General features: G+C 54.7%; 10 protein-coding genes. 6 read left to right on the top strand and 4 right to left on the bottom strand.

What is annotated here, in order from left to right; all coding sequences use genetic code 11:
• Positions 1 to 71: 71 nt before the first annotated feature.
• Entirely contained in the window at positions 72 to 1,139 is a 1,068-nt protein-coding gene (locus G536_RS0104435) for a fatty acid desaturase (protein WP_022822377.1), read from the bottom strand.
• A 507-nt stretch (positions 1,140 to 1,646) separates the two neighbouring features.
• On the opposite strand from G536_RS0104435, the gene dnaE reads away from it, so the two are divergent.
• From dnaE to trxA, 6 genes are all read left to right on the top strand, one after another.
• Positions 1,647 to 5,330, top strand: a complete 3,684-nt coding sequence (gene dnaE, locus G536_RS0104430) for a DNA polymerase III subunit alpha (RefSeq protein ID WP_026879825.1) — start codon at positions 1,647 to 1,649, stop codon at positions 5,328 to 5,330.
• A gap of 103 nt (positions 5,331 to 5,433) precedes the next feature.
• Positions 5,434 to 6,720 carry a chloride channel protein gene (locus tag G536_RS0104425; RefSeq protein WP_022822375.1) on the top strand — a complete coding sequence of 429 codons (1,287 nt, stop codon included), beginning with the start codon at positions 5,434 to 5,436 and terminating at the stop codon, positions 6,718 to 6,720.
• Positions 6,721 to 6,832: 112 nt separating this feature from the next.
• On the top strand, positions 6,833 to 7,351 hold the full coding sequence (locus tag G536_RS0104420) for a GbsR/MarR family transcriptional regulator (RefSeq protein WP_022822374.1): 519 nt from the start codon (positions 6,833 to 6,835) through the stop codon (positions 7,349 to 7,351).
• Between the two features lie 120 nt (positions 7,352 to 7,471).
• Positions 7,472 to 8,398 (top strand): TIGR01777 family oxidoreductase, encoded by a 927-nt coding sequence (locus tag G536_RS0104415; protein WP_022822373.1) that lies wholly within the window; start codon positions 7,472 to 7,474, stop codon positions 8,396 to 8,398.
• A 43-nt stretch (positions 8,399 to 8,441) separates the two neighbouring features.
• Entirely contained in the window at positions 8,442 to 8,825 is a 384-nt protein-coding gene (locus tag G536_RS0104410; protein WP_022822372.1) for a hypothetical protein, read from the top strand.
• Between the two features lie 191 nt (positions 8,826 to 9,016).
• Complete coding sequence (gene trxA / locus G536_RS0104405) at positions 9,017 to 9,346, top strand: thioredoxin (protein ID WP_022822371.1); 330 nt, start codon at positions 9,017 to 9,019, stop codon at positions 9,344 to 9,346.
• Between the two features lie 173 nt (positions 9,347 to 9,519).
• Here trxA and G536_RS30320 read toward each other — a convergent pair whose 3' ends face one another.
• The 3 genes from G536_RS30320 to G536_RS0104390 all read right to left on the bottom strand — a co-directional run bounded on the left by G536_RS30320 (position 9,520) and on the right by G536_RS0104390 (position 12,875).
• On the bottom strand, positions 9,520 to 10,485 hold the full coding sequence (locus G536_RS30320) for an energy transducer TonB (RefSeq protein WP_169515040.1): 966 nt from the start codon (positions 10,483 to 10,485) through the stop codon (positions 9,520 to 9,522).
• A 194-nt stretch (positions 10,486 to 10,679) separates the two neighbouring features.
• Complete coding sequence (locus G536_RS0104395; protein WP_022822369.1) at positions 10,680 to 11,150, bottom strand: Lrp/AsnC ligand binding domain-containing protein; 471 nt, start codon at positions 11,148 to 11,150, stop codon at positions 10,680 to 10,682.
• A gap of 582 nt (positions 11,151 to 11,732) precedes the next feature.
• Entirely contained in the window at positions 11,733 to 12,875 is a 1,143-nt protein-coding gene (locus tag G536_RS0104390; RefSeq protein WP_022822368.1) for an isoaspartyl peptidase/L-asparaginase family protein, read from the bottom strand.
• Between the last annotated feature and the right edge of the window lie 42 nt (positions 12,876 to 12,917).

The raw sequence follows: 12,917 nt of genomic DNA, 5'->3' as shown, positions 1-12,917 counted from the left end.
TGCGCCTAACCCAAACGAAAGCGGGCAGCCATAATGGCTGCCCGCTTTCGTTTGGAACGGTTGTACTGCACCTACGCAGCCACAGCCAGAGAAGCAGCCGGCACAATACGCTGGGTACGCGCCTTGAGCATGGTGATGATTTCGGCATCGGAAGCGTAACGGTTGCCCAGATTCACAAAGTGCCGGGCCAACAAGTCGTAGCGGCGAGTCATGAGGTAGGCGAAAATGTGCAGAAAGTGAATGCCGTCGAATACGATGGCATCGTTTTGCGCATACTGATCCACATTCTTTAAGAAGTGCGCTGGGTGCTCGCTCCAGTGCAGGGCTGGCTTGAGGTGGTGACTGATGTGATAACCGTCGTTCCAGCACTTGTGGTTGTACTTGGTGTTGATGCAGGTCACGCTGTTGGTGTAGCAGTTGCCGGGGTCGGTAGCATCAATAAATGAATGCTGACTCCAGTTGCCCAGCATCATCACTACCCGCGCCACTACCACCGGCAGCACCAGCACCGCCAGCGTAGCCGACAGATTTACGAAAGCCAGTCCTACACATACCACTAGATACACTGCCTCGCCGCGCAGCAGCCGGTGCCGAAACTTGGTTTTCCGGGTGCGGTTGAAATAATATACCACACGGGGAATGCCAACCAGAAAGAACCCGCCCAAGTAGCGCCCAAAGCTGGCAATGGAGTCGCGCTGATAATCCATGGTCGAGCTTTCGTCCTCCTCCAAGTTGTTTTCGGGGTGGTGCATGCCCATGTGGTGTGCAAAGTAGGTTTCTGGGGTTTGCCCAAACAGCGGCCCAATCACCCAAGGAATATAGTGGTTGAGGGTGGCGTACTGCTTCTTGAACAGAATGCGGTGGCTGGTGCAGTGCAACATCAAGCCAAACGGACCTTTGAAATAGAACGTCGTCAGAAACATATACACGCCCAGCGTGGCCCACCACAGGCCGTTGTCGAGGCCGGGCCAGAACATCATTACTACCATCGGCAACAACGTAAGCGTGATTTCCAGAATCAGATATACAAAAGGCAAATCCCGCTTGTCCTGGATGAATTGAAGCAGACGCTGATCAACAAAAGATGCGGGAGCCGTCTGGTTATAAACCGGATCGGTGAGAGGTGCTAGATACTTCATAGGGGAGATGCTGACCGTTGAATTTGGCCACCGCGGAGAAAGGTGCTGGTGATGCAGAACTGAATAGTATCTCAGTAGCAACCAAAAGAACTCGGCCATAATCAAGCAAGCCGCACACCCCTGTTTACCAATAAGGTCAGATTAGTTGCCGAATGCCATTAAGATGGCCGGCTAGCCGCAAGTGATACGGCTTATACGTATGGTTTTATACGTAGGAATGACTATGCAAGCTAACTGGTTTCTGGTTACTGAGGTTCCGGCGTTCAACAAAGCGCCCGAATTATATATATTCTCCTATACAGCAAAAGAGAGCATCTATTCCTGCTTTTCAGCAGGAAGCTAGCCGTTGCATTGCTCCTAACTCCGGCAAACCTATATAGCTGCCGTAACCTCTCATTTCGTTTGGTGATAGTGTAAAATCCCTTGCGGCGCAATCTTTCCTAGCCACCATTTCATGGGTAACTTTACTGTACGCTTCGCGCCCTAATGGTACGGAGCGCATTGCCCATGCCCGTCTTCTCACACCTGCACTCCCACACCCAATACTCCCTTCTTGATGGCCAGGCCAGCATTGGCGCCCTCATGAAAAAGGCCCAGGCCGATGGCATGCCTGCCGTTGCTCTCACCGACCACGGCAACATGTTCGGGGCGTTCAACTTCGTGGCCGAAGCCAATAAGTACAACGTGAAGCCGATTGTGGGCTGCGAGTTCTACATGGTGGCTGACCGCCACAAAAAAGCTTTTAGCCGTGAGAAAGGCGAGCGGGACAAGCGTTACCATCAACTGCTGCTAGCCAAGGACCAAGCCGGCTACCACAACCTCGCTAAGCTCTGCTCCATGAGCTTCATTGAGGGTGTGTACTCCAAGTTTCCCCGCATTGATAAGGAGATTCTGCTTCAATATCACGAAGGTCTGATTGCTACCTCGTGCTGCATTGGCGCCGAGATTCCGCAGGCTATTCTGTTTGAGAGTGAGGCCAAAGCCGAGGAGTTGTTGAAATGGTGGCTTGATGTGTTCGAGGACGATTATTACATCGAAATTCAGCGGCACGGGCTGATGAACTTCGACGGCACCGGCAAAAGCCAGGAAGACGTGAACCAAGTGCTGCTGGGCCTCGCCAAGAAGTACAACGTGAAGGTCATCTGCACCAACGACTCGCACTACGTAGACCAGACCGACTTCGCGCCGCACGATATCCTGCTGTGCGTGAATACCGGCGAAGAGCACAGCATCCCAGTTGGCGACTTCCAGACGCAATATTTCCGGCTGATTTCGCAGGATAACAAGGTGCACTACGACCACCTCGACAACCTGCGCCACCTGTCGGCGCAGGATGCCACCATCCGCCGCCAGTTGCAGCGCATTGATGAGGAAGCGCAGGCACCCCGGCCCCGGGCCCGTTTCGGATTTGCCAACGACCAGTTCTACTTCAAAACCCAGGAGGAGATGAACGCGCTGTTCGCCGACGTGCCGGAAAGCGTGGACAACACCAACGAAATCGTTGATAAAATCACGCCGCCCAAGCTCCAGCGCGACATTCTGCTCCCCAACTTTCCGCTGCCCGCCGAGCACCCCACCGCCGACGCCTTCCTGCGGTTCCTCACTTATAAAGGTGCTTTCGAGGGGCCGAAATGCCGCTACTCTGACCGCACGCCCGAAATCGAGGAGCGGTTGGACTACGAGTTGCGTGTGATTGAGACGATGGGCTTTGCGGGCTACTTCCTCATCACGCAGGACTTTATCAACCACGGCCGCAACATTGGCGTGGCGGTAGGGCCGGGTCGGGGTTCGGCAGCGGGTTCGGCGGTGGCCTACTGTATCGGCATCACCAACATCGACCCAATTAAGTACTCGCTGCTGTTCGAGCGTTTCTTGAACCCGGAGCGGGTTTCCATGCCCGATATTGATATTGACTTCGACGACGTGAACCGCCAGAAAGTCATTGACTACGTAGTAGATAAATACGGCAAAACCCAGGTAGCCCAGATTATCACCTTCGGTACCATGGCCGCCAAGTCCAGCATCAAGGACGTAGCGCGGGCCATGGATTTGCCGCTACCCGTTGCCAACGACCTGGTGAAGATGGTGCCCGACCAGGTGGGTACCACGCTGGCCAAAGCATTTGCTGAAAACCAAGAGCTGGATATGATTCGGCGCGACGAAGCGCCCGACAACCTGCGCGGCCAGATTCTGCGCCTCGCCACCCAGCTCGAAGGCTCGGTGCGCAACACCGGTATTCACGCCGCGGGCGTCATTATTGCCCCCGACGACATCACCAAGTACATTCCCGTTTCCACCTCCAAGGACTCGGACCTGCTCGTTACGCAGTTTGATGGCAAGGTGATTGAGAGTGCCGGGATGCTCAAAATGGACTTCCTGGGGCTAAAAACCCTGACCATCATCGTCGATGCCATCAACCTGATTGAGCAGAACCACGGCGTCAAAATTGACATCGACGAAATCCCGATTGACGACCAGAAGACGTACGAGCTGTACCAGCGCGGCGACACGATTGGCACGTTCCAGTTTGAATCCGAGGGCATGCGCATGTACCTCAAGGACCTCAAGCCCACCAACATCGAGGACCTGATTGCCATGAACGCCTTGTACCGGCCGGGCCCGATGCAGTTCATCCCGAACTTCATCAACCGCAAGCACGGCCGCGAGCCGGTAGACTACCCGCACGAGCTGCTGGAACCCATCCTGAACTACTCGCAGGGCATCATGGTGTACCAGGAGCAGATCATGCAGACGGCCCAGATTCTGGCCGGTTACTCGCTGGGCGGCGCCGACTTGCTGCGCCGCGCCATGGGTAAGAAGGACATGAAGAAGATGGCCTTGGAGCGCGAGAAGTTCACGGCCGGCGCCGAGAAGCTGCACGGCATCAAGGCCAAGAAAGCCAACGAGGTGTTCGACGTAATGGAGAAGTTTGCGGCCTACGGCTTCAACCGCTCCCACTCCGCCGCCTACTCGGTGGTAGCCTACCAGACCGGCTACCTCAAGGCCCACTACCCTGCCGAGTACATGGCCGCAGTGCTCACCAACAACATGGGCGACATCAAGAAGGTGACGTTCTTTATCGAGGAAGCCCGCAAGCAAGGTGTAGCCGTACTCGGGCCCGACGTCAACGAATCCATCCTGAAGTTCAACGTGAACAAGCAGGGCCAGATTCGTTTCGGAATGGCCGCCGTGAAAGGTGCGGGTGAAGCCGCTGTGGAAGAAATTGTACAGGAGCGCACCAAAGGAGGGTCCTATTCGGATATTTTCGACTTCTCGCGCCGCGTGAACCTGCGGGCCGTGAACAAGAAAACGTTTGAGAGCATGGCCCAGGCCGGTGCCTTCGATTCGTTTGAGCGTTACCACCGCCGCCAGTTTATTGAGGCCCCCGGCAACGACCAGAACCTGATTGAGAAGGCCATGAAAGTGGGCCAGCAGCACCAGGCCGCCAAAGAATCGGCCCAGCAGAGCCTGTTCGGGGGCGGCGGAGGCGAAATGGCCATTCCAATGCCCAAAATCCAGGACATGGAGCCTTGGAGCCCCACCGAGAAGCTACGCCGCGAAAAGGAAGTGGTGGGCTTCTACCTATCCGGCCACCCGCTCGACGACTTCAAGCTGGAAATTGACTCGTATTGCACCTGCGGTCTCGACAAGATTGAGAACTACAAGAACCGCGACATTACGGTGGCCGGCTTGATTTCCAACGTACTGTTCAAGACCACCAAAACCGGTCATCCGTTCGTGAGTTTCAACGTGGAAGACTACGAATCAAGTTTGAACCTAGCCCTGTTCCGCGACGACTACACCAAGTTTTCCAGCATCATCAACCCGCGCAACTACGACAAGGAGCAGGTGCCGCCCATGTTCATCCGCGGTAAATACGCCCAGCGCTTCCGCGACTCCGACCAGTTCGAGTTCAAGATCATGACTATGGAGCCGCTGTTCAACGTGGCCGAGAAGCTCTCGAATGGCGTGCGCGTGCAGTTGGATTTACGCACTATTACTGAGCCCTTCATGGATCGGTTCATGGAAGCAGTGGAAAGTGCCGCTGGTTCCAAGAAGCTGGAAATCAAGTTCGCCGAGCCCCACGAGCACTTGGCCGTGGATACCTACTCCCGCCGCTACCGCATCGAGCCCAAGGAATTCATCCGCAAAATGCGCGAGATGGAAATCGATGCCTGCCAGCTGATTTAAGGAAGAATAAGCTGCTCATCACTCTGCTTTTCACGGATGCCCGTTCAGTCCTTTTTAGCCTAGGCTAGAAGAACTGAACGGCTTCCTTTTTTACCCTTGTACCATGAGATTTAGTGCCCGCCGAAGAGCGTTAACGCTGCGTACCCGCGTCAACGATTCGCTCCAGTTCAACCCTTTCGTATTCAGCCGGTTGTTCTTTTTGTGGGCGGCTATTGGCGTAATTGGCGGAGTATTGGCAGGCAGCTATTGGATTGTTCTGGAGTACCTGTTGCACTGGCTGTCGGCTGTAAACGGCCTGCTCGTTATTCCGCTGATGACGGGCGCGGGGCTGCTCGCGGGCTTCATCATCCATAAGCTCGGCGACCCTGGCGAGATGGACCTAATTGTCAACAACATTCGCTTCAAAGGCGGGCAACTCGACCCGCGCAACAACCCCTCCATGATTCTGTCGTCGTTGCTGTGCATAGCGAGTGGCGGCAGTGCCGGGCCCGAGGCCCCGTTGGTGCAAGTGGTTGGCTCCACGGGAACGTGGCTAGCTCAGAAATTCCGGCTGCGCGGCGAAGATTTACGGTCGTTGACTATTGCGGGCATGGCCGCCGCCTTCACGGCCTTGTTTGGGGCCCCGCTGGGCGGCAGCTTGTTTGCGCTGGAGATTCTGCACCACCGGCATGTAGTGGAGTACTACCAGGCCCTGATTCCGGCTTTCGTGGCTAGCTGCTCCAGCTATGTCATTTTCGTGCTTATCACCCATACCGGCCTGGGCCCCACCTGGGAGTTTCCGCTCTACACTCCTACTAGCATCAACGACTTCTTTTTCGCCATCCTGTATGCCCTAGCGGGTACGGCCGCTGGCTGGGGGTTCATCTTCACTGTTCGGCAGTGCCGCCGCTTTTTCCGCAAGCTACGGCTCCCCATTTTCTGGCAGCTAGCATTGGGTGGCTTCTTCCTAGGGGTCATTGCCTACTTCGTGCCGTTGTCACGCTACTTTGGGCACGACCAGCTCAACGAGATTCTGCGGACGCCTCTTTCTGTGCAGTTCCTCGTGGCGCTGCTGGCAGCCAAGATTCTGTCCATTGCCTTCACGGTAACTTCTGGGTGGCGCGGCGGCTTCATCATTCCTCTTTTCTTCGTGGGCGCTGTGGTGGGGCTGTTGATTAGCAAGTTGTTCCCGGACCAGAATCTGCCCTTGATTATGGTTAGCTGCATGGCCGCCATCAACGCCTGCGTTACGCGTACTCCTATCAGCACCACTATTCTGTTGGCTTCGCTCACTGGTTTCCACAGCCTTGTACCCATCATGTTTGCTAGCCTGACGGGCTTTTTTCTGGCCCCCAAGTCACCGCTCATCAACGCGCAACTGGGTTTGCCGGAACACGATGAGCACGGCTAATACTAGACTACTTGTTTTCGTAAGCGGCGATAAATAAGCTAACAGCGTGTATCCGCGAAAATAAACTTTCAATTTTTATTGAAAGTTTAAAACACTTTATTACATTTGAACCATGCAACTCGACGAAGCCAAAAGCAAGTTCATTGAAGGCTGGGGTACCCTGGGCTCGGCCTGGGGCGTAAGCCGGACAATGGCGCAGGTGCACGCGTTGCTGCTGGTTTCATTGGGCTCCCTAAGTACCGAAGACATCATGGAACAGCTCCAGATTTCGCGAGGCAACGTGAACCTGAACGTGCGGGCCCTAATGGACTGGGGCATCGTGCGGAAAGAATTGCGTCCCGGTGAGCGGCGTGAGTTTTTCTCGGCTGAAAAGGATATTCACAAAGTAGCTACCCTGATTTTGCAGGAACGCCGTCGGCGCGAGTTGGAACCCATTATGAGGGTGCTCGGCGAAATCCGTCATGTGGAGCCCTCGCCCAACGCCACCCCCGAAGAAACGGCGGCTTTCGCTGAGACAATAAGCGGCATCCACAACTTTGCCGAATTCGCCAACCGGGCGGCTTCCACCCTCATTAAGGCTGATGAGAACTGGTTTCTGAGCACGTTTATGAAGCTGATGCGGCCAGGATGAGCAGAAGCTTATTTTTTTAGTTTTATGTTTCAATATTTTTTGAAATTTCTATAACACTCATATCACATTCTCATGGGTGCGATTCCCGGCTTTTTCACTCGCCTTACAAGCTTCTTTGTTATGCACAGCTTCCCCGAGAACCGACCCAAGATTGTGCTGGCCGGCGGCAACGGTTTCCTGGGCCAACATTTGGCCCAGCACTTCCAAAGCATAGGCTACCGCATCGTGGTGATTAGCCGCGCCAGCAGTTCTCTGCCAAACCACGTGCAATGGGACGGGCGCATTATAGGAGCTTGGGCAGTTGAATTGGAAGGCGCCGCCGCTGTTATCAACCTGGCGGGGCGTACCGTGGATTGCCGCTATACGGCGGCCAATAAACGACAAATCCTAAGCAGCCGAATTGACAGTACCCGCGTGCTGGGAGAAGCCATTGCGGCCTGTGAACGGCCACCGCAAGTATGGCTAAACTCGTCTACAGCTACCATTTATGCGCACAACGAGAACTGGCAGCGAGCCAACACTGAAGAGAACGGAAAAATAGGCACTGGTTTTTCAGTGGAAGTTGCCCAAGCCTGGGAAGCCGCTCTGTGGGCAGCCACGACCCCCAACACACGCCGGATTGCCCTCCGCACTTCTATTGTGCTGGGAAGTGATGGGGGCGCGTTTCCAGTGATGAAAAAGCTGGCCAAATGGGGCCTGTGCATGCCGCAGGGCAGCGGCTACCAGTGGATCAGCTGGCTGCACGTACACGACTTCTGCCGAGCCGTGGAATTCCTGCTCAACGAAACCGACCAAGCGGGCGTGTTCAACGTCTGCGCCCCGGCCCCCTTAATGAACCGTGACTTCAATGCGCTGCTGGCGCAAGAGTTCAAGCCACTGCTGCGCTTGCCACAGCCCACGTGGCTGCTAGAGCTGGGTGCCTTCGTGCTGCGCACTGAAACCGAATTGATTCTGAAAAGCCGCAAAGTGGTGCCACAACGCCTGCTGGACCTCGGCTTCTGGTTCCGCTTCCCAACCTGTGAGCGGGCAGTGGCGGACCTTATTTGACATTTCACGCTTGTTTTTCTTTCACTTCTTTTTCTAACGCATCATGAATTACTTGCTCCTGGTGTACGGCGTTTATCTGCCCGTCACGGTATTACTCACAGTATGGGTGGCACGCACCCTTTTTACCAACGGCCGCACTTTCCTGGTTGACATCTTTCACGGCAACGAGCCCTTGGCCGACTCCGTGAACAAGCTGCTTCTTACTGGTTTCTACCTTATCAACATCGGATACGCCACCCTTACCCTCCGTTCCGACGACCCTGTTACCAGCTACCAGCAGACTGTAGAAACGCTCAGCATCAAGCTCGGAACTATCATTTTGATTCTAGGTGGCATGCACTTCTTCAATCTGTATGTGTTTTATAAGCTCCGCAGCCGCGCCCAAAACGAAGCCCGCGCCTACGATTTTGTAGCCAACAAACAATAAAATAATCGGCCCTGATACCCAGTCTGAGCGTAACTGGCGGTGTTAGGGCCGTGCTGCGCGTGGTTACTACATCTGCCATCCTGTCTGCACTGAACTTTCCGGCCCGTGTCTTGTTGATTCGCAATCTGCTACCTTGCGGCCCGCTTGACCGTAAACAGCAGCACACACATTCCAACTAACCCCCTCGTGTTATGGGACATAAAGCCATCGAAATCACCGATGCTAACTTCGACGAAATCATCAACTCCGATAAGCCCGTTCTAGTGGACTTCTGGGCCGAATGGTGCGGCCCTTGCCGCATGGTAGGCCCTGTGGTAGAAGAGCTGGCCGGCGAATATGAAGGCAAAGTTGTAATTGGCAAAGTTGACGTGGATGCCAACCCGCAAACCTCCGCCAAATTCGGCATCCGCAGCATTCCTACGCTGCTGGTGTTCAAGAATGGCCAAGTGGTAGACAAGCAAGTAGGTGCCGTACCAAAGCACGTACTCGCTGGCAAGCTAGACGCTCAAGTAACTGCCTAGTTACCCCTGCTTACATCAACAAAAGCCCGCTTTCCTTCGTGGAAAGCGGGCTTTTGTTGTGTATGAGCCATTGGTTGAGCGTATCTGAGTAGGTGTTTAGCAGTTGGATTCAGGATGCGAACCATTTGAATTGCCTATAAATACCGTTTATCCTTTATCTAATTACTTACTATCTAATACAGCTCATCGGGCGTAGAGGCTCGTGCCTCGGTGGGTGGCACTTGCGGCGGCCGGGTGCCGCTCAGCAGCGAAAACGCCGGCGAAAAGTGGATGGGTACTGTGAAGGTCATGGCGGTGGGCACATTGTACTCGCGGCCGGGCTGGAAGGCAGGCAGACTGGCTACCACCCGGCGGGCCTCTTGGTCGGCTTCGGGGGCCAGGCCGCGCACCACTTCCACCTGCCCCACGCGGCCACCTTCGTCCACTGTATAACGCACGTACACATTGCCCATAATGCCTTTTCGACGCGTGTTTTTGGGGTAAATAGTGTTCCGGGCCACAAAACTGAGTAAAGCTTCCTGCCCACCCGGAAACTCGGGTAGCTGCCGCTTGTGCAGCCGGCCCACGTACGGCGAGGCATCCTCGTTGAAGAACGCCAGCGCGGGGCCCCTTTCCCGGCTCAGCAACTCAATGGCGCTTAGCTGCCCAGTATCATAATAGTAGCGCCACTCACCGGTGGGCTTGCCAGCTGTATAGCTGCCTTTCGAGCGTTTCTGGCCGTTGCGGTGCACACTAATCCAAGTACCCATGCGCTGCCCATCGGCGTACTCACCGCGCTGACTGACGCGCCCGTCCTCGTACCAGGCCACATATACGCCGTCGGCCTCATCGTTGCGGTAGTGGACCTGCGCGGCCTTACTGCCGTTGGGGTGGTACCAAGTCAGCACCCCGGCGCGTACTAGCGGCTCAATGGATGCCAGGGTGCCGCGTAGCAGCAGCGTACCAGCCAGCGAATACTCACGCATGGCGTAGGTACTCAGCAGCTCGTTTTTCTGCTCGATGAGTCGGTAATGGGTGGCGCTGTCGGGCACCACTTCTTCGTCGCGCTCATTGAGGTAGATGGCAGGCATCGTCTGCGCCGACCCTGCTGCCGGCAGCACGAACAATAGTCCGCAAAACACCATGTAATATGCTTTCATCGGCCGCGGCAATAATGTGGGGTTCTGGAAATATACCATTCCCGCAGCCTTCCCCCAAGCACTCAATGGCCAAGACGGCAAAGTTCTACATACAGTACTAAACTAATATTGATTACTTATATCCCCTTGTTCACGTAACCTAAAAAAGGCGGCTGCTACTAATAGCAACCGCCTTTGTGCTGTAAAGGAAAACTTTAGGAAGGCAAAAGCTGAATCGGACGATTCAAACTTTCTTCCAGTGAGATAAGCGTTTCCGTCCGTTCGATGCCCTCAATCAACTGCATCCGGTCATGCAGCACGTCGCGCAGGTGTTGCGTATCGCGGCACACGATGCGGGCGAAGATGCCATAGGCGCCAGTAGTGAAGTGAATACTGACGACTTCCGGGATTTCGCGGAGCTGCTCGGCCACACTGGCGTACACCGAACTTTTCAGCAAATAAATTCCCAGAAAAGCATTGACGCCATAGCCGAGCTTCTGATAATCAATCTGTAGCGTTGCGCCCTTCACAATGCCTAGCTCCTCTAGCCGCGCCATCCGTACATGCACTGTTCCACCCGATACGTGGACTTTGCGAGCAATTTCGGTGTATGGCATCTTGGCATCCTGCATCAATAAATCCAGAATTTTGCGGTCGGTGTCGTCAAGTTCGTAATTCTTAGCCATTTTGCAGGTGTTTGATTATATATATTGAAATCAGAACGGTGTTTCTTGAAAAATTTTGTAAATTTTAATGCAGATCTCTGCGAAAATTTTACAATTCAAATCAAAGTAATACATTTGTCATAATCCAACGCGGATGGCGTGGGAAACATTGTAGAGTGATGAAACTGGCAGACATACCCTCCTCTCTCGGGGGTGGTGATTCGGGAAAAACTGGTTTGGCGGCCGGCTAACTACACCGTGGAGGTTCGAATCCTTCTTCTACAGCACTGGGTGGATTAATGTGAGGAGGGAAAAACAGGAACGTATCTGGGTGGGTACGTTCCCTTGCAAAAGGCAGCATCTGGGTGGGTGCTTCCGTTGCATCAAGAGGCGGCATCTGGGTGGGTGCCGCCTTTTTGTTGTTTAATAGTGCGGATATTTTCATTGTAGGTGGCCAAATGACACCTCAGTTCGCTACTGGCTGCAAAGAAAGATAAATCTTATGGGCTAGCCGATGTTAGTTGCAATAAAAAGCCCGATTTGCAGTGATATTTGCAAATCGGGCTTTTTAATCTTTAGCCTAGCATATTTCTTCCTACTCAGCTACTTATAGATGAGTACTTGGCTGCGACCATCTTCTTTGATGAAGCCGCGGTACATCCCTTCCGAATTGAAAGGCATAGTAATGTTACCGGCCCGGTCCAGGGCAATCAGGCCCCCGTTGCCTCCCATTGCGTCAACTTTATCGATGGTAGCCTGAGCGGCCTGGCTCAACGGAATCTTCTGGTATTCCATGCGCGCAGCTACGTCGCGCGCCACTGTAGCTCGGATGAAGTACTCGCCCCAACCCGTGCATGAAACCGCGCAAGACTGGTTGTCGGCGTAGGTGCCGGCTCCGATGATGGGCGCATCGCCAACGCGGCCGTAGCGCTTGTTGGTCATGCCGCCGGTGCTGGTAGCGGCAGCCAAGTTGCCTTGCTTGTCGAGAGCTACTGCGCCAACAGTGCCATACTTGCGGCCTTCAGTGAAGATGAGGTCTGCCAGGTCTTGAGAGCCCGCAGGCACTAATCCACTGCTTGGTTTGCCGGCTTTGGTTTTACCCTTGCTTTTAGTAGGCGCGGTGGGAGTTGGCGCCGCTTTAACTGGAGTACTCGGCTGGCTGAGAGAACTGGGGCTTTTCTCGGTGCTTAGCGCCTTTTGCAGTTGGTCGTAGCGGGCTTGCGTGAAGAAGTAGGAAGGCTCCACAATATCCAATCCTTGCTCACGAGCAAACTGTTCGGCACCCGGCCCGGTCAGTAGCACGTGCTCCGACTTCTCCATGACTGCCCGCGCGGCCGTAATGGGGTTGCGTACCACCGTAACACCCGCCACAGCACCCGCACGCAGCTTTTCGCCTTCCATGATAGAAGCATCCATTTCATTGCGGCCTTCGTGGGTGAATACGGCACCTTTGCCCGCGTTAAACAACGGGTTGTCTTCCATCACCCGGATGGTGGCCTCCACGGCATCAAGCGCTGTACCGCCATCTTTGAGAATAGTATAGCCTACTTGCAGGGCCTTATTCAGCCCATCTTGGTAGGCTTTTTCCTGTTCCGCCGTCATGTTGGCCTTGGTGATTGTGCCCGCTCCGCCGTGGATAACCAGCGTGAAGGGCCCTGATGGACTGGCATTGGCGGAAGTTTGGGCTGCAGCAGGAGTTAACTGGCCGAGCAGCCCTGCAAACAGCAGGAGTAGAAACTTTTGCATGGTAAGTGAAAGGTGAATGGACGCAAAACGGCCCGCTCCCGG

This window comes from Hymenobacter norwichensis DSM 15439 (genome assembly GCF_000420705.1).
GTDB classification, from domain to species: Bacteria; Bacteroidota; Bacteroidia; order Cytophagales; family Hymenobacteraceae; genus Hymenobacter; species Hymenobacter norwichensis.
Note: the sequence above shows the minus strand (reverse complement) of the source record. Positions and strands in the feature narration are given on the sequence as shown.